The following is a 16,909-nucleotide window of genomic DNA, read 5'->3' as shown; positions in this document are numbered from 1 at the left end:
CATGCGGTGTCCGAACTTCTCGTGATATCCTCCCCTTACCTCCCTTTTCCACAGTAAATCACGGTCATGCTTGCTAAGTTATTACGTTCAGCGCTCTTTGGTGCCCTCGTCGCCGGTATTATTCTGGCCGTACTGCCCTTTATCGGGTCCGGCACGTCGTTTCTGAAAGGCAATGACAAAAATACTGATGGTTCACCCATAAGCTACCATCAGGGCGTCAGCCATGCGGCGCCTGCTGTGGTGAACGTTTATAACCGGGTTGCCAAAGAGGGTAAGCCCAACGAAGTCGCCATTCATCCTCTCGGATCCGGCGTCATCATGAATGAAAAAGGGTACATTTTAACCAATAAGCATGTGATTAATAACGTGCAACAAATCCAGATAGAGCTATCAGACGGCAGGCTGTACGAAGCCCGCGTGATCGGTTCCGATAGCCTGACTGATCTGGCCGTGTTGCAAATTGACGGCATCAATCTGCCCGTTATTCCGATAAATCCAGACCGCATACCGCACGTCGGCGATATCGTGATGGCAATCGGCAACCCTTATAATCTGGGGCAAACCGTCACACAGGGCGTCATCAGCGCCACTGGCCGCGTCAGCCTTAGCACCTATGGTCAGCAAAGAAGCCAGGTAGGACGCCAAAATTTGCTGCAAACCGATGCCTCAATTAACCACGGGAATTCCGGTGGTGCGCTGGTCAATACGCTTGGTGAGCTGGTCGGGATTAATACTCTTTCGTTTGATAAAAGCAGCAATGGCGAAACGCCGGAAGGCATTAGCTTCGCCATTCCCGTCGCGCTGGCGACCAAGGTAATGAGCAAGCTCATCCGCGATGGTCGCGTGGTGCGTGGCTATATTGGCGTCAACGGCGTACAGATCGAAAATATTGAGAACAGCACGCTGACCAACAATCGTGATGCGCAGGATCGGTTAAGCGGGATTCTCGTTCAGACTATCGACCCCGGTGGACCGGCGGATAAAGCAGGTATTCGTGTCGAAGACGTCATCGTTAGCGTGAACAATAAGCCTGCGCGCTCGATTATTGAAACGATGGAACAGGTTTCGGAAATACGTCCCGGCACTGTCATTCCAGTCACGATTGTGCGTGATAAAAATCAAGTCACGCTGCAAATGACGATTCAGGAATTTCCTACCCAATAACGGCATGTCAGGTCGGTCGATAGAGTCACATCAGCAGGTAAACAAGAAACCGGGTGGGAACCCACCCGGCTGGCAAACCTAATTGTGAAGATGAAGCAGCTGAAACACTTACTCGTGCTCTTTAACGCGCTCGATATTCGCACCTAACGCACGCAGCTTATCTTCGATGCGGTCATAGCCACGATCGATGTGATAAATACGATCCACTATCGTCACACCTTCTGCGATACAACCGGCTAACACCAGACTGGCTGACGCACGTAAGTCGGTCGCCATCACCTGCGCACCAGACAGCTTATCCACGCCGTGGCAAATCACCGTATTGCTCTCAATTTCCGCCTGCGCGCCCATACGGATAAGCTCAGGTACATGCATGAAGCGGTTTTCGAAGATGGTCTCGGTAATCACACCGGTCCCTTCCGCGACCAGATTCAGCAGGCTGAACTGCGCCTGCATATCGGTCGGGAACCCCGGATGCGGTGAAGTACGAACGGTAACCGCTTTTGGACGCTTACCGTGCATATCCAGGCTGATCCAGTCTTCGCCAATTTCGATCTCCGCGCCCGCTTCGCGCAGCTTCGCCAATACCGCATCAAGCGTATCAGGACGGGTATTACGACACATAATCTGACCGCGAGATACCGCAGCCGCGACCAGGAATGTCCCGGTTTCAATACGGTCAGGCACCACGCGGTAGACACCGCCGCCCAGACGCGCAACACCTTCAATGGTGATTTTATCCGTGCCTGCGCCGCTGATTTTCGCACCCAGCGTATTCAGGAAGTTTGCCGTATCGACAATCTCTGGTTCACGCGCGGCGTTCTCAATAATCGTAGTGCCTTCCGCCAGCGTCGCCGCACTCATGATGGTGACCGTGGCACCCACGCTCACTTTGTCCATCACGATGTGCGCACCTTTCAGGCGGCCATCAACCGTTGCTTTGACATAGCCTTCTTCCAGTACGATCTGCGCACCGAGCTGCTCAAGGCCGTAAATGTGCAAATCTACCGGACGCGCGCCAATCGCACAGCCGCCGGGCAGTGAGACCTGACCTTGACCAAAACGCGCCACCAGCGGCCCTAAAGCCCAAATAGAGGCGCGCATGGTTTTCACCAGATCGTACGGCGCGCAGAACACGTTTACCTCGCTGGCATCCACATGGACGGAACCGTTACGCTCAACGCGCGCACCCAACTGACCCAGCAACTTCATGGTGGTATCAATATCGCGTAGTTTCGGTACGTTCTGAATTTCTACCGGCTCTTCTGCGAGTAACGCAGCGAACAGGATGGGCAACGCAGCATTCTTGGCGCCGGAAATGGTCACTTCCCCCGCTAAACGGGTTGGGCCCTGAACACGAAATTTATCCATAGTCTTTGTATCTCGATGTCTTAATTCAATGTGTCGTCACACTGATACTGGCAGTTTATTCCCACTCGCACGGGGAACAATACTTAGAAGCCGTTCAGTTTACGGTCGCGTTGCCACTCTTCAGGCGTATAAGCCTTGATCGACAGCGCATGAATACGGTTATCCGCGATGTACTCCATCAGCGGCGCATAAACAGCCTGCTGTTTTTTGACTCGGCTCATTCCAGCAAAAAGTCCGCCCACTACGATGACCTGAAAATGGCTGCCATCACCAGAAACATGGGCTTCTTCCAGTGCCAATGCGTTCATCAGCACGTCTTTAATTTCGTTATTTTCCATCGCTCTCGATTTCTATGTCAGGGGGAGATGATTTACAGGGAGGTATCTTAGATGAATATGACGCTATCTTAAACAAAGAATACGCCCCTTCAGACGATGCCTAAAGGGGCGAATCCGGTAACCCGCGTTACCGTTTAAGACACAGGAATGATTTCATTCAGGTTATAGAGCGCAATGAGCGTTTTTAGCCGATCGCTGGCACCGACAATCGTTATCTCTCCGCCTGAAGGCGGCTGCTGATAAACGTGCATCAGCAATGCTAACCCGGCAGAATCAACGCGGTTTAATCCAGACACATCCAGCGTCGTTTTACCCGCCAGCAACGATTCACGCTGCTGCCAGAACGGTAACAGCGTTTCTCGATCCAGATCGCCCGTTAACGCCAGCGTGGAGTCCTGTGCCTGCCAGTTCAATGCGTTCGCCATGTTCGTACCCAAATTACTTTTTCTGATCCAACGTGATGGTCTGCTTCGCCGAGGATTCCAGCTGTTTAGTCAGGCCATCCACGCCGTTCTGACGCAGTACTGCCGCCCACTCGTTCTGTTTAGTGGTGATCATACTGACACCCTCGGCAATCATGTCGAACGCCTGCCAGTGGCCAGTTTGGCTGTTCTTACGCCATTGGAAATCCAGACGTACCGGAGGGCGGCCGCTGTTATCAACAATGTTCACCCGAATGGAAACGATATCAGTATTGCCCAGCGGCTGTCCCGACACAATCTGATAGGTTTGCCCGTTATACATCGCCAAAGCCTGCCCGTAGGCCTGTTCCAAATAGGCTTCAAACGCTTTGAAATAGGCATCACGCTGTGCCGGTGTCGAGTCTTTGTAGTAACGCCCCAACACCAGCGCACCAGCGTATCTCACCTGAACATACGGCAGCAGCTCTTCACGTACGATAGTACGCAGATAGTCAGGATTTTGTTTGATCTTTGGCTGTTCGTTCTTCAAGCGGTTAAACGTTTTTTCCGCCGCTTCATTCATTAAACTGTAGGGATTCGTTTGATCCGCCGCGTTGGCTAATGGCGCGACCACCAGTAAAGCCACCATCAGTAAACGTTTAAACATGCAGATATCCTCTTATGGATGTGAAGGAACAGGTTCGTTGTTGTGTTCAGGGGTTGCCGCAGGATTGCCACCCGGTTCCGTACCCGATTGACTGGCATTATCTTCGCTATTGCTACCGCTCTTATATAGGAATTGGCCGATGAGGTCTTCAAGCACCATTGCAGACTTGGTGTCCTGAATCACACCTCCGTCTTTCAGAATCGCGGTGCCCATTTCCTCATCTTCAAACCCAATGTTCAGCGCCAGATACTGTTCGCCCAGCAAGCCGGAGGTACGAATGGCCAGAGAGCTGGTATCAGGAATATGATCGTAGCGCTGCTGAATATCCATCGCCACGCGTGGCAGGTACGTTTTCTCGTCCAGCGAAATATCCGCTACGCGGCCAACCACCACGCCGCCAATTCTGATCGGAGAACGCGATTTTAACCCGCCAATGTTGTCAAACGTCGCATACAAGCGGTACGTCGGCTCGCTACCGATCGATTTGAGATCGGCGACTTTCAGGCATAAAAAGAGGATGGCAGCCAGCGCGATCAACATAAACACACCAACCCAGACTTCAGTTTTCTTTGTTTGCATCGACTCAGTTCCCAAACATCAGTGCTGTCAGCACAAAATCCAATCCCAGTACCGCTAACGACGAGTGCACGACGGTTCGGGTCGTTGCACGGCTGATCCCTTCAGAGGTCGGGATCGCGTCATAGCCGTTAAACAGTGCAATCCAGGTCACGGTAATCGCAAATACGATACTTTTAATCACGCAGTTCAAGACATCCTGACGCCAGTCAACCGCGCCCTGCATGGCAGACCAGAAGAACCCACTGTCGATGCCTTTCCAGTCCACACCGACCAGCGCGCCGCCCCAAATGCCCACCGCGACAAAAATTACCGCCAGCAGCGGCATGCTGATTAACCCCGCCCAGAAGCGCGGTGCGACAACGCGGCGCAGCGGGTCAACCGCCATCATCTCCATGCTGGAGAGCTGTTCTGTCGCCTTCATCAGGCCAATTTCCGCCGTCAGCGCGGAACCCGCACGCCCGGCGAACAGCAGTGCCGTCACCACCGGACCAAGTTCACGCAGCAGCGACAGCGCCACCATCATGCCTAGGCTGGCCTCAGCGCTGTAAGTCGTCAGGATGAGATAGCCCTGTAACCCCAGCACCATGCCGATGAACAGACCGGAAACCATGATGATCAGCAGCGACTGCACGCCAACGCTGTAAAGCTGTTTCACCAACAGCGGCCACTGTTTTCTGAATTCGGGTTTACCCACCAAGGCATTAAACAGCATCAGCCCGGCACGCCCAAACGAGGCGCTGGTGGAGATTCCCTGACGCCCCAACGACGCCAACGTCCGTAATAACATGACTACGTTAACCCCCTGAACCTAGCAGCGACGTTTTATAGTCACCAGCCGGAAAACGGAAAGGCACTGGCCCGTCGGCGATACCATCCAGGAACTGACGAACCTGCGGGTCATTATTTGCCCTCAGTTGATCTGCAGTCCCTTCTCCGATCACCCGCTTATCGGCCACGATATACGCGTAATCGGCAATGCTCATCACCTCTGGTACATCGTGAGAAACCACAATGCAGGTCACGCCCAATGCATGATTCAACTCGTCGATAAGCTTCACCAGTGTCCCGAGCGTAATCGGGTCTTGCCCGACAAAAGGCTCATCAAACATAATCAGCTGTGGGTCGAGCGCGATGGCTCTCGCCAACGCCGCACGCCGCGCCATGCCGCCGGAAAGCTCCGCTGGCATCAGTTTCGCCGCGCCGCGTAGTCCCACAGCCTCCAATTTCATCATGACGATGCTACGCAACAGTTCTTCCGGCAGTTTGGTATGTTCACGTAGCGGCCAGGCGACATTATCAAACACGTTCAAATCGGTGAATAACGCACCGGACTGAAACAACATGCTCATTTTCTTGCGTGCGTTGTACAGCTCGCTGCGCGACAGCGTCGGGATATTCTCGCCATCAAACCAGATTTCGCCGCTGTCTGGCGGTAGCTGTCCGCCAATCAGGCGCAACAGCGTGGTTTTACCGATACCGGAAGGCCCCATAATCGCGGTGACCTTGCCTTTAGGCACATTCAGCGTGATGTCCGTAAAAATCTCTCGCTCTCCGCGCCGAAAGCTAAGACCACGGATCTCGACCAGATTAGTTGCCTCATGGTTCATTATTTCCATTCCTTACCCATCAGTACGCTCATAAAGAGGTCTTTTCACTCCAGCCTAACGGCTGGCTTTCATCAAGGTGCGAGTTTTACAAAAACTTACCGTAAGTTCTTGTCCAAAATGGCGGCACAAACCGTTACTGGGTTTTACTTATCGCGACAGGTTTTACTTTTTCGCCAAGCACCGTCAGAATTAGCACTCATCACAGAAAATGCTTTTTGTGCGAAAGTCGCCCAGAAATACTGACTTATTCGACAACAGGCCGGTGATTATACACTAAATAATTCGAGTTGCAGGAAGGCGGCGGCGCAGTGAATCCTCAGGAGCTTACACCAGTAAGTGACTGAGGTGAGCGAGTATAGCCAACGCACATGCAGCTTGAAGTATGACGGGTATATATCCTATTAAAGGACGCTGCATGCTTTTTGCAACACTACTCTTGTTCGTTGGTTTGCTCTTACTGGTTTACGGTGCCGATCGTCTTGTCTATGGTGCCGCCGTGCTTGCGCGTTCTCTTGGCTTACCGCCTTTCGTCATTGGCATCACCATTGTCGGCTTTGGCACCTCGCTACCCGAGCTCATCGTTTCGGTTACTGCGGCTTTGAACGATCAGAGCGACATGGCCGTCGGTAATGTTCTGGGTTCCAATATCACCAATATTTTACTCATTCTCGGCAGCGCGGCGCTCATTCGCCCGCTAACGGTACATTCAACCATCCTACGCTGGGAATTGCCGCTCATGTTGTCCGTCACTTTATTGTGTGGCGTTTTACTGCATGATAGCTACCTGAGCCGCACCGACGGCACAATGTTGCTTGTAGCCGCCATTCTGTGTCTGGTGCTGATACTCCGCATGGCACAACAGGCGCAGCGGGAAGGCGGCGATAGCCTGACACGTGAACAGCTAGCAGAACTCCCGCAGGATGACAGCAGCCAGATGGCCGCCGTGCTGTGGCTGATTCTCGGCATGATTATTTTACCCATGGCTGCCCGCATGGTGGTGGATAACGCTACCGTCATTGCACGCTACTTCGATGTCAGCGAACTGACCATCGGGCTGACCATATTGGCGATTGGCACCAGCCTGCCTGAGCTTGCTACCGCTATCGTCGGGACGTTGAAGAAAGAAGATGATATCGCGCTGGGCAACCTGATTGGCTCGAACATTTTTAATATCGCGATTGTTATGGGCGTACCTGCTTTGCTCTCGCCGGGCGCACTGAATCCTCAGGCTTTTCAGCGCGACTATTGGGTCATGCTGGCGGCAAGCGTACTGTTAACCGCGCTGTGCCTCAGCAAAAAACGCCGTATAGGACAGGGCGCAGGCGCATTATTATGCGGTGCGTTTATCGCCTATCTGGCGGCCCTATTTTGCTTTTCATAAGCAGTTTTGCTTTTCATAAGAAGTTTTGTTTTCCATCATAATCAGGACTATTGGTATGTCACAGTTTGAACAAGATGCTCATCTAAAACAGCAGTCTGACCGTGCACTATCCGATCATGCACCACAAGCCGATCACACGCGACAACAAAAGGCTCATGAACTACCAGCAGATTTCGATTTCCAGCAGGCGGGCAAGCAGGTACTGAGTATCGAACGCGATGGGCTTGCGCAATTAGACCAGTACATTGATGACAATTTTACCCTCGCCTGCAAGAAGATATTCGATTGCCAGGGCAAAGTGGTGGTGATGGGAATGGGCAAATCCGGCCACATCGGCTGCAAGATTGCTGCGACCTTCGCCAGCACCGGTACGCCTGCCTTTTTTGTTCATCCGGGCGAAGCCAGCCACGGTGATCTCGGCATGGTGACGCCGCACGATATCGTGATCGCGATTTCCAACTCGGGCGAGTCCCATGAAATTCTGTCGTTGATTCCCGTTCTGAAACGCCAAAACGTGTTCCTGATTTGCATGACCAGCGCACCGGAAAGTACGATGGGTAAAGCGGCGGATATTCACCTGTGCGTTCACGTCCCGCAGGAAGCCTGCCCGCTCGGTCTGGCCCCCACCACCAGCACGACTGCGACGCTGGTCATGGGAGATGCGCTGGCAGTAGCCTTGTTACAGGCGCGCGGCTTTACTGCCGAAGATTTCGCCCTTTCTCACCCCGGTGGCGCACTCGGCCGCAAACTTTTACTGCGCGTCAGCGATATCATGCATTCGGGCGACGAGATTCCCCATGTCCCACACGATGCCTCATTACGTGATGCGCTGGTGGAAATTACGCGCAAAAATCTGGGTATGACGGTAATCTGCGAAGCGGATATGAAAATTCAGGGCATCTTTACCGATGGTGACCTGCGCCGCATCTTCGACATGAATATTGACTTGAACAGCGCGCGCATTGCTGATGTGATGACCGCGGGCGGCATCCGGGTCGCACCGCAAACGCTGGCGGTGGATGCGCTTAACCTGATGCAGTCGCGCCACATCACCTCAGTGCTGGTGGCAGAAAACGATCGTCTGGTCGGGATCGTCCATATGCACGATATGCTGCGGGCTGGCGTGGTTTAAAAAGAAAGGATAATAGTGAATGAGTGAAGTCAGGGCGCAAACCGATACCTGCTATGGGCCTGTCGATCAACAGGTACTGGATAAAGCCCGTGAGGTTCGCCTGTTAATTTGCGACGTTGACGGCGTGATGTCCGATGGTCTGATTTATATGGGCAACCACGGCGAGGAGCTGAAAGCCTTTAACGTCCGCGACGGTTATGGTATTCGCTGTTTGCTGACGTCCGATATTGAGGTTGCCATCATTACCGGTCGTTCAGCAAAACTGCTGGAAGATCGGTGTAAGACACTGGGCATTAACCATCTTTATCAAGGGCAATCGGATAAGGTTTTGGCCTTCAACGATCTCTTGGATAAACTGTCAGTAACAGCAAATCAGGTGGCATATATCGGCGACGATATGATCGACTGGCCAGTGATGGCGCAGGTCGGGCTGAGTGTTGCCGTGGCAGACGCCCATCCGCTGCTGTTACCACGCGCAGATTATGTCACCCGCATTGCGGGAGGTCGTGGCGCAGTGCGTGAGCTGTGTGATTTGATTCTGTTCTCGCAGGACAAACTGGAGCATGCCAGAGGGCTGTCAATATGAGCAAAACCAAGCGTTGGCTCACCGCTTTTCTGGCCCTATTGGTGCTTATCCTCATCGGCTGGAATATTGCAGATGACGACACGGTAGCAGCACCGGATGCAAACGACCCCGCCGTGCCGGTTTATACCAGCGAAAAGACCAACACGCAGGTATACAGCCCTGCGGGTAAGCTGAGCTACAGACTGGTTTCGGAAAAAGCGGAGTATTTCAACGACGAGCAGTTGAGCTGGTTTACCACGCCTGTTGCTACGCTGTTCAATGAGCAAGGCACGGCAACTTGGTCAGTCCGCGCCGATCGCGCCAAGCTGACAAAAGACAAGATGCTCTATCTGTACGGCAACGTCGAGGTGAATAGCCTGGCGAAAGACGCACAGCTTCAGCGCATCACAACGAATAATGCCCAGGTGAATCTGGTCACGCAGGACATCGCTTCCGATGATGAAGTGACCCTGTACGGTGCCAGCTTTACCTCAAGCGGAATGAAAATGCGCGGAAATCTGCGTAACAAAACGGCCGAGTTGATCGAAAAGGTAAAAACCTCTTATGAAATCCAAAACCAATAATCTGATGCGTAACACCCTGATCGCCAGCTCGCTGTTCGCCGTCAGCGTTTCCACCTTTGCTGTAACGGGCGATAGCAATCAGCCTATTCACATTGATTCAGCGCAGCAATCTCTGGACATGCAGGGCAACACGGTGACGTTCACTGGCAATGTTGTCGTGAAGCAAGGGACGATTGAAGTGAAAGCCGACAAAGTCGTCGTGACGCGTCCACAGGGCACGCAAGGCAGCGAAGTGGTCGAAGGTTACGGCAACCCCGTGACGTTCTACCAGATGCAGGACAACGGCAAACCGGTAAAAGGGCGTGCGCAGAAAATCCGCTACGAGCTGGCCACCGACTTTCTGGTGCTGACAGGCAATGCCTATCTGGAACAGCAGGACAGCAATGTCAAAGGCGATCGCATCACTTATCTGGTGAAACAGCAGCAGATGGAAGCGACCAGCGACAAAGGAAAACGCGTGACGACGGTGTTGGTCCCTTCTCAGCTTCAGGAGAAAGAGAACAAGAACCAGCCTTCTCGTTCTCAGCAATCGCAACCACGGGTCACTGAATAAGTTATGGCAACACTAACCGCAGAAAATCTAGCCAAGGCGTACAAAGGCCGTAAAGTCGTGGAAAACGTCAGCCTCACTGTTAATTCTGGTGAAATCGTCGGCCTGCTCGGACCGAATGGGGCCGGCAAAACGACAACGTTCTACATGGTCGTAGGCATCGTCCCGCGTGATGAAGGCCGCATCGTCATTGACGACAATGACATCAGCCTGCTTCCCCTGCACGAACGCGCCCTGCGCGGCATCGGCTATCTGCCGCAGGAAGCCTCTATTTTTCGGCGCTTAAGCGTCTATGACAACCTGATGGCGGTATTACAGATCCGTAAAGATCTGACGACCGAACAGCAGGAAGATCGTGCCAATGAGCTAATGGAAGAATTCCATATTATTCATTTGCGCGATAGTCTGGGACAATCGCTGTCCGGTGGAGAAAGACGCCGCGTAGAGATTGCGCGTGCGCTGGCAGCGAATCCGAAGTTCATCCTGCTGGATGAACCGTTTGCAGGCGTAGACCCGATCTCCGTACTGGATATTAAAAAAATCATTGAGCATCTGCGTGACAGCGGGCTTGGCGTGTTGATTACCGATCATAACGTCCGCGAAACGCTTGATGTTTGTGAACGAGCCTACATCGTGAGTCAGGGTAACCTGATCGCCCACGGTTCACCGACCGATATTCTGGCCGATGAACAAGTGAAACGCGTCTATCTGGGCGAAGGCTTCCGACTCTGATAGGGTAATATCTTCTCTTTGCAGTACTTATGGGACGTTAGCGCGATTTATGAAGCAAGGTTTGCAACTCAGGCTTAGCCAGCAACTGGCCATGACTCCACAGCTCCAACAGGCGATCCGCCTGTTGCAACTGTCCACGCTTGAATTGCAACAGGAGATTCAACTGGCGTTAGAAAGTAATCCGTTGCTCGAACAAACGGATCAGCACGACGAAATCGAGTCATTTGAAAAGGCAGACAGCGATTCACTGGATACCGGTGAAGCCCTTGAACAAAGGGACATGCCAGAAGAATTGCCGCTCGATGCCACCTGGGATGAAATTTACTCCGCAGGCACACCGTCAGGCACTGGCACCGACTATCGCGATGAAGAACTGCCGATTTATCAAGGTGAAACCACGCAAACGCTTCAGGATTACCTGATGTGGCAAGTTGAGCTGACGCCGTTTTCCGACACCGATGCGGCTATCGCGACCTCTATCGTCGATGCGGTGGACAACACCGGTTACCTGACAGTACCGCTGCAGGACATTCTTGAGAGCATCGGTGACGACGACGTGACGCTGGAAGAAGTTGAAGCCGTACTCAAACGCGTGCAGCGCTTCGATCCCGTTGGCGTTGCCGCTCGCGATCTGCGTGATTGCCTGCTGGTGCAGCTTTCCCAATTTGCCGACGACACGCCACGCCTGACCGAAGCGCGCCTGATCGTCAGCGATCATCTCGATCTGTTAGCCAACCATGATTTCCGCAGTTTAATCCGCATCACGCGCCTGAAAGAAGAGGTACTGAAAGAAGCACTGGCGCTGATCCAATCACTCGATCCCCGTCCAGGACAATCGATCAACACCGGTGAATCCGAATACGTGATTCCTGACGTGCTGGTACGTAAAGTTCAGGGGATCTGGACCGTCGAACTAAACACCGACAGCGTTCCCCGGTTGCAAATTAACCAGCAATACGCTGCGCTGGGTAACAGCGCGCGCAACGATAGCGACGGGCAGTTTATCCGCAGCAATCTGCAAGAAGCGCGCTGGCTCATCAAAAGCCTGGAAAGCCGCAATGACACGCTGCTGAAGGTCACCCGCTGCATCGTCGAACAGCAGCAGGATTTCTTCGATCAGGGTGAAGAATTCATGAAGCCCATGGTGCTGGCAGACATCGCGCAAGCGGTGGATATGCATGAATCCACCATCTCACGCGTGACGACACAGAAGTTCCTGCACAGCCCACGCGGCATTTTTGAGCTAAAATATTTCTTCTCCAGCCACGTTAATACGGATAGTGGCGGAGAAGCGTCATCAACGGCAATCCGCGCGTTGGTGAAGAAGCTTATTGCGGCGGAAAACCCCGTGAAGCCACTGAGCGATAGCAAGCTGACGGCGCTGCTTTCCGAGCAGGGCATCATCGTGGCGCGTCGAACCGTTGCAAAATACCGAGAGTCTTTATCTATCCCACCATCGAATCAGCGTAAACAACTGATTTGATTTCAACAGAGAAGGAAGACACTATGCAGCTCAACATTACCGGCCACCACATCGAGATCACTGAACCACTGCGTGATTTTGTGAATGGCAAGTTTGCCAAATTAGAGCAGTATTTTGACCGGATTAATCAGGTCAATGTGGTATTGAGAGTGGAAAAAGTTCAGCAAATTGCCGAGGCCACGCTCCACGTTAATGGCGGCGAGCTGCATGCGACCTCAGAGGCGGCAGATATGTACGCCGCGATAGATTTATTGATTGATAAGCTGGCGAGACAGCTCAATAAGCATAAAGATAAACTCAAGCAACACTAATTTTCTCCTTTGCCGTTTGGCAAAGGAACAAACTCGGCCCATCCATCGGGTGGGTCGGGATCACCAGAAGTGAAAGCGTCGTTAAGTGAAAATAAAATGAACCACGATCCCGTATTGCAGCTCAGCACCGTATTACGTCCTGAGTGCACCCGAAGCACCGTCCACTGCCAGAGTAAGAAACGGGCATTGGAAATTATCAGTGAGCTCGCTGCCAAGCAGCTTAACATTCCTTCGCAGATTATCTTTGATGCCATCCTGACCCGGGAGCGGATGGGCAGCACGGGAATCGGCGGCGGCATTGCCATTCCTCACGGTAAGTTGGAAGACGATAATGCGCTGGGCGCCATCGGTGTTTTCATCCAGTTAGAGCAACCGATCGCTTTCGATGCCATTGATAATCAGGCCGTTGATCTGCTTTTTGCCTTGCTGGTTCCAGCGGAACAATGTAAAACCCATTTGCATACCCTGTCGCTTGTTGCCAAGCGGCTGGCGGATAAAACGGTTTGCCGGCGCCTGCGTGCGGCGCAAAGCGATGAAGAGCTGTACCAGATTATGACGGAAGCTGGTTAAGCCGGATGGTTGTCATGTTCACGATGACGGGCGATTTGCCATGGATTCAGAGAATGCTTGCAATCCATGCGCTAAGCCGTCATTTTTTTAGCTATACATCACTTTATAAAAACAGTGGCAATGAAAATTCGCCATCACGTTGCCAGAGGGGAGTCGTCAGATGGTGCTGATGATTGTCAGTGGTCGCTCAGGTTCAGGGAAATCTGTCGCCCTGCGCGCACTGGAAGATATGGGGTTCTACTGCGTAGATAACCTACCAGTGGTTCTACTGCCAGAACTGGCTAATACGCTTGCGGCACGTAACATTTCCGCAGCAGTCAGCATTGACGTGCGCAATATGCCGGAATCCCCAGAGATCTTCGAGCATGCCATGGAGCAACTGCCACCCAGCTTCTCGCCTCAACTGCTGTTTCTGGATGCCGATCGCAATACGCTGATTCGCCGCTATAGCGATACCCGCCGCCTTCACCCGCTCTCCAGCAAAAATCTGTCACTGGAAAGCGCCATTGATGAAGAAAGCGACCTCCTGGAACCGCTGCGTTCACGTGCCGATCTGATTATCGATACCTCAGAGATGTCGGTACATGAACTGGCCGAAATGCTGCGTACCCGGCTGCTCGGCAAGCGAGAACGCGAGCTCACGATGGTGTTCGAATCGTTCGGCTTCAAGCACGGTATCCCTATCGATGCGGATTACGTCTTTGACGTGCGCTTCCTGCCGAACCCGCACTGGGATCCGAAACTGCGCCCGATGACCGGTCTGGATAAGCCCGTTGCGTCTTTCCTCGACAGGCATACCGAAGTTCACAACTTCATCTACCAGACCCGCAGCTATTTGGAACTGTGGCTGCCAATGCTGGAAACCAATAACCGCAGCTACCTGACTGTCGCGATTGGCTGTACCGGCGGTAAACACCGTTCCGTCTATGTCGCCGAACAACTGGCAGATTACTTCCGCTCACGCGGTAAGAACGTGCAGTCGCGCCACCGTACGCTGGAAAAACGTAAACCCTCATAATAGTCAGCAAACCAGTACAACTAGGTAACCTATGACAGTCCGGCAAACGGTTGAAATCAAAAACAAGCTAGGCATGCACGCTCGCCCAGCCATGAAGCTGTTCGAGCTGGTGCAGAGCTTTGGTGCCGAAGTGATACTGCGTAATGACAGCGGCACCGAAGCCGAAGCCAGCAGCGTGATTGCCATGCTAATGCTGGACTCGGCCAAAGGGCGACTCATCGAAGTAGAAGCGACAGGCCCAGATGAAGAACAGGCGCTTGCCGCCGTCATCGGGCTGTTTGAAGCGGGGTTCGACGAGGACTAGCATTTCCTTAGCAGGCTATCTGCTAGCCTTAGTGCTTCACTTTCCCTTCCGAACCTCCTACTATCTACCTCTATAAATCATAATATTTTCTTATACCCCTGCTCCTTTGGGCGCGGGGGTTATTTTTATATCATCTGAAAAATACCAACTGGAGAGGAGTATGACGAAACCTAACCTGACAATCAGTGAATTGGATGCAGAACGTCTGGATATGTTATTGGAGCAGCCCGCCTTTGCGGACAGCGATATCGCACAGGCGTTGAATGAGGAGCTGGATCGGGCGGACATTCTGCCTTCGGCATCGATTCCCTCACATGTCGTCACCATGAATAGTCGGGTGCGTTTCCGCGATCTGAATACCAACGAAGAGCACATCCGCACGCTGGTTTATCCAGCCGCAGTGAAGGACAGCAAAGAACCGCTGTCGGTGATGGCTCCGCTGGGTGCGGCACTATTGGGAATGCATGTGGGAAATTCTATCACCTGGCAATTGCCAAACGGTGAAGAAACGCGAATTGAAGTACTAGAACTACTCTATCAGCCAGAAGCCGCGGGCGAGTACCACCGCTAAGCCAGGGATAGAGTAACAGCCGTCGGACACTGCCGACGGCGACGGTGACTCACGCAGAGCAGGTTTATTCCCCTGCGATCTTCATTGATGGCAGCAGAACGGAACCACACTGGATATTGCTTCGGGTTTCGATATCATTCCCCACCGTCACAATATTACGCAGCATGTCTTTCAGGTTACCCGCGATCGTAATCTCGCTAACCGGATATTGAATTTCGCCATTTTCGACCCAGAAGCCGGATGCGCCACGGGAATAGTCCCCCGTCACACCGCTCACGCCTTGCCCCATCAGTTCGGTCACCAGCAGGCCTTTGCCCATCTGTTTCAACATACCGTTGAAATCCAGACCCTGTCCGGCAATCCGCCAGTTATGAATACCACCCGCATGGCCGGTGCTCTGCATGCCCAGCTTACGCGCGGAGTAGCTTGTCATAAGCCAGGTCTGCAACACGCCCGCCTTCACAATGTCACGCGCCTGCGTCCGCACGCCTTCGCTGTCGAACGGCGTAGAGGCCAGCCCTCTCAGCAGATGCGGCTGTTCCTCAATCGTCAGCCACTCCGGCAGAATCTGCTGACCCAGCTTATCCAGCAGAAAAGTGGATTTACGATAAACGCTGCCGCCACTGATGGCGCCAACCAAATGGCCAAACAGACCCGTCGCCACTTCCGCAGAAAACATCACCGGAGCCTGCATGGTGGGCAGTTTACGCGGTGACAAGCGGGATAATGTGCGGCGCGCGCACTCTTCGCCCACCCATTCCGGGCTGCGCAAGTCATCCAGCGCACGGCCAACGGTGTAGGCATAATCTCGCTCCATATCGCCATTCACTTCAGCAATCACACAGCTGGACATGGAATGACGGCTAGAGCAGTAACTTTTCAGCAGGCCGTGGCTATTGCCGAACACCTTCACGCCATAGTGGCTGTTAAAGCTGCCGCCTTCGGTGTTAGTGATGCGCTTGTCAGCCTGTAACGCTGCCTGCTCTGCACGAGCGGCTAATTCAATACCGCGATCCGCATCCAGCTCGGTTGGATGGAATAGATCCAGATCCGGCGCGTCGAACGCCAGAAGATCTCGATCTGCTGGGCCAGCAAAAGGATCGACAGAGGTATAACGCGCAATATCTAGCGCGGCCTGTACGGTACGGGCTATCGCATCAGGGCTGAGATCGGTAGACGATGCGCTACCTTTACGCTGTTGGTGATAAACCGTGATGCCTAACGCGCCATCGCTGTTGAATTCAACATTTTCAACCTCGCCATAACGGGTACTGACGCTAATGCCCGTCGTTTTTGACACCGCGACTTCTGCTGCATCAGAACCGGCACGCGCCAGTTCCAGCGCCTGAGCAACCGCGAGCTCCAGCGCTTTACGCTGCTCTGCAACCTGAGTAGTTATCGTCATTGTTCTGCCATAATGAGTGGAAGAAAGCTCACCATCATCATCCCCGCAACGAGCACAAAAGGGGCGTATACTCTACAGACTTCGCGCAGCCAACGCACATGCAACGTGAAGTATGACGAGCATAAAAAGGTGTAGCATAATGCTTTCTAGTCTAACAGGATCTACGGACAATTTCG

At 53.1% G+C, this 16,909-nt stretch carries 21 protein-coding genes; 13 read left to right on the top strand and 8 right to left on the bottom strand.

What is annotated here, in order from left to right:
* Nucleotides 1-66: 66 nt before the first annotated feature.
* On the top strand, nt 67-1,164 hold the full coding sequence (degS, locus tag DMB82_RS01440) for an outer membrane-stress sensor serine endopeptidase DegS (protein WP_102117092.1): 1,098 nt from the start codon (nt 67-69) through the stop codon (nt 1,162-1,164).
* Between the two features lie 108 nt (nt 1,165-1,272).
* Here the strand turns inward: degS and murA are convergent, their stop codons facing one another.
* From murA to mlaF, 7 genes are all read right to left on the bottom strand, one after another.
* Nucleotides 1,273-2,535 (bottom strand): UDP-N-acetylglucosamine 1-carboxyvinyltransferase, encoded by a 1,263-nt coding sequence (gene murA / locus DMB82_RS01435; protein ID WP_014913862.1) that lies wholly within the window; start codon nt 2,533-2,535, stop codon nt 1,273-1,275.
* 83 nt (nt 2,536-2,618) lie between these two features.
* Complete coding sequence (gene ibaG, locus DMB82_RS01430) at nt 2,619-2,873, bottom strand: BolA family iron metabolism protein IbaG (protein WP_010280170.1); 255 nt, start codon at nt 2,871-2,873, stop codon at nt 2,619-2,621.
* A gap of 134 nt (nt 2,874-3,007) precedes the next feature.
* Nucleotides 3,008-3,298 carry a lipid asymmetry maintenance protein MlaB gene (gene mlaB, locus DMB82_RS01425; protein ID WP_102117091.1) on the bottom strand — a complete coding sequence of 97 codons (291 nt, stop codon included), beginning with the start codon at nt 3,296-3,298 and terminating at the stop codon, nt 3,008-3,010.
* Nucleotides 3,299-3,311: 13 nt separating this feature from the next.
* Nucleotides 3,312-3,941 (bottom strand): phospholipid-binding protein MlaC, encoded by a 630-nt coding sequence (mlaC, locus tag DMB82_RS01420; RefSeq protein WP_102117090.1) that lies wholly within the window; start codon nt 3,939-3,941, stop codon nt 3,312-3,314.
* A gap of 12 nt (nt 3,942-3,953) precedes the next feature.
* Nucleotides 3,954-4,520, bottom strand: coding sequence for an outer membrane lipid asymmetry maintenance protein MlaD (gene mlaD, locus DMB82_RS01415; RefSeq protein ID WP_116163550.1), 567 nt, complete (start codon nt 4,518-4,520; stop codon nt 3,954-3,956).
* A gap of 4 nt (nt 4,521-4,524) precedes the next feature.
* Nucleotides 4,525-5,307 carry a lipid asymmetry maintenance ABC transporter permease subunit MlaE gene (gene mlaE / locus DMB82_RS01410; protein WP_010296655.1) on the bottom strand — a complete coding sequence of 261 codons (783 nt, stop codon included), beginning with the start codon at nt 5,305-5,307 and terminating at the stop codon, nt 4,525-4,527.
* A 7-nt stretch (nt 5,308-5,314) separates the two neighbouring features.
* Nucleotides 5,315-6,127: a phospholipid ABC transporter ATP-binding protein MlaF gene (gene mlaF, locus DMB82_RS01405; RefSeq protein ID WP_039279090.1), complete on the bottom strand. Its 813-nt coding sequence runs from the start codon at nt 6,125-6,127 to the stop codon at nt 5,315-5,317.
* A 415-nt stretch (nt 6,128-6,542) separates the two neighbouring features.
* Here mlaF and DMB82_RS01400 point away from each other — a divergent pair, with 415 nt between their 5' ends.
* The 12 genes from DMB82_RS01400 (at nt 6,543) to rnk (ending at nt 15,328) form a co-directional block, all read left to right on the top strand.
* Nucleotides 6,543-7,508 carry a calcium/sodium antiporter gene (locus DMB82_RS01400; protein WP_102117086.1) on the top strand — a complete coding sequence of 322 codons (966 nt, stop codon included), beginning with the start codon at nt 6,543-6,545 and terminating at the stop codon, nt 7,506-7,508.
* Nucleotides 7,509-7,563: 55 nt separating this feature from the next.
* Entirely contained in the window at nt 7,564-8,640 is a 1,077-nt protein-coding gene (kdsD, locus tag DMB82_RS01395) for an arabinose-5-phosphate isomerase KdsD (RefSeq protein ID WP_102117085.1), read from the top strand.
* Nucleotides 8,641-8,659: 19 nt separating this feature from the next.
* Entirely contained in the window at nt 8,660-9,226 is a 567-nt protein-coding gene (gene kdsC / locus DMB82_RS01390; RefSeq protein ID WP_102117084.1) for a 3-deoxy-manno-octulosonate-8-phosphatase KdsC, read from the top strand.
* Nucleotides 9,223-9,789, top strand: a complete 567-nt coding sequence (gene lptC / locus DMB82_RS01385) for an LPS export ABC transporter periplasmic protein LptC (RefSeq protein WP_102117083.1) — start codon at nt 9,223-9,225, stop codon at nt 9,787-9,789. Before kdsC ends, lptC begins: the two co-directional genes overlap by 4 nt.
* On the top strand, nt 9,770-10,342 hold the full coding sequence (lptA, locus tag DMB82_RS01380) for a lipopolysaccharide ABC transporter substrate-binding protein LptA (protein WP_102117082.1): 573 nt from the start codon (nt 9,770-9,772) through the stop codon (nt 10,340-10,342). The genes lptC and lptA overlap by 20 nt, the downstream gene beginning before the upstream one ends.
* A 3-nt stretch (nt 10,343-10,345) precedes the next feature.
* Nucleotides 10,346-11,071: an LPS export ABC transporter ATP-binding protein gene (gene lptB / locus DMB82_RS01375; protein WP_102117081.1), complete on the top strand. Its 726-nt coding sequence runs from the start codon at nt 10,346-10,348 to the stop codon at nt 11,069-11,071.
* A gap of 49 nt (nt 11,072-11,120) precedes the next feature.
* A complete protein-coding gene (gene rpoN, locus DMB82_RS01370; RefSeq protein ID WP_102117080.1) occupies nt 11,121-12,554 on the top strand; it encodes an RNA polymerase factor sigma-54 in 1,434 nt (477 codons plus the stop codon).
* Between the two features lie 23 nt (nt 12,555-12,577).
* Nucleotides 12,578-12,865, top strand: a complete 288-nt coding sequence (gene hpf / locus DMB82_RS01365; RefSeq protein WP_005975449.1) for a ribosome hibernation promoting factor — start codon at nt 12,578-12,580, stop codon at nt 12,863-12,865.
* A gap of 96 nt (nt 12,866-12,961) precedes the next feature.
* Nucleotides 12,962-13,435 (top strand): PTS IIA-like nitrogen regulatory protein PtsN, encoded by a 474-nt coding sequence (ptsN, locus tag DMB82_RS01360; RefSeq protein ID WP_029367653.1) that lies wholly within the window; start codon nt 12,962-12,964, stop codon nt 13,433-13,435.
* A 160-nt stretch (nt 13,436-13,595) separates the two neighbouring features.
* Nucleotides 13,596-14,453, top strand: a complete 858-nt coding sequence (gene rapZ, locus DMB82_RS01355; protein WP_010296630.1) for an RNase adapter RapZ — start codon at nt 13,596-13,598, stop codon at nt 14,451-14,453.
* Between the two features lie 31 nt (nt 14,454-14,484).
* Entirely contained in the window at nt 14,485-14,757 is a 273-nt protein-coding gene (npr, locus tag DMB82_RS01350; RefSeq protein ID WP_102117079.1) for a PTS phosphocarrier protein NPr, read from the top strand.
* Between the two features lie 160 nt (nt 14,758-14,917).
* A complete protein-coding gene (gene rnk, locus DMB82_RS01345; RefSeq protein WP_010296624.1) occupies nt 14,918-15,328 on the top strand; it encodes a nucleoside diphosphate kinase regulator in 411 nt (136 codons plus the stop codon).
* 64 nt (nt 15,329-15,392) lie between these two features.
* Here rnk and pmbA read toward each other — a convergent pair whose 3' ends face one another.
* Nucleotides 15,393-16,733 carry a metalloprotease PmbA gene (gene pmbA, locus DMB82_RS01340; protein ID WP_102117078.1) on the bottom strand — a complete coding sequence of 447 codons (1,341 nt, stop codon included), beginning with the start codon at nt 16,731-16,733 and terminating at the stop codon, nt 15,393-15,395.
* Between the last annotated feature and the right edge of the window lie 176 nt (nt 16,734-16,909).

The sequence above is a fragment of the Pectobacterium aquaticum genome (assembly GCF_003382565.3).
GTDB lineage: Bacteria > Pseudomonadota > Gammaproteobacteria > Enterobacterales > Enterobacteriaceae > Pectobacterium > Pectobacterium aquaticum.
Note: the sequence above shows the minus strand (reverse complement) of the source record. Positions and strands in the feature narration are given on the sequence as shown.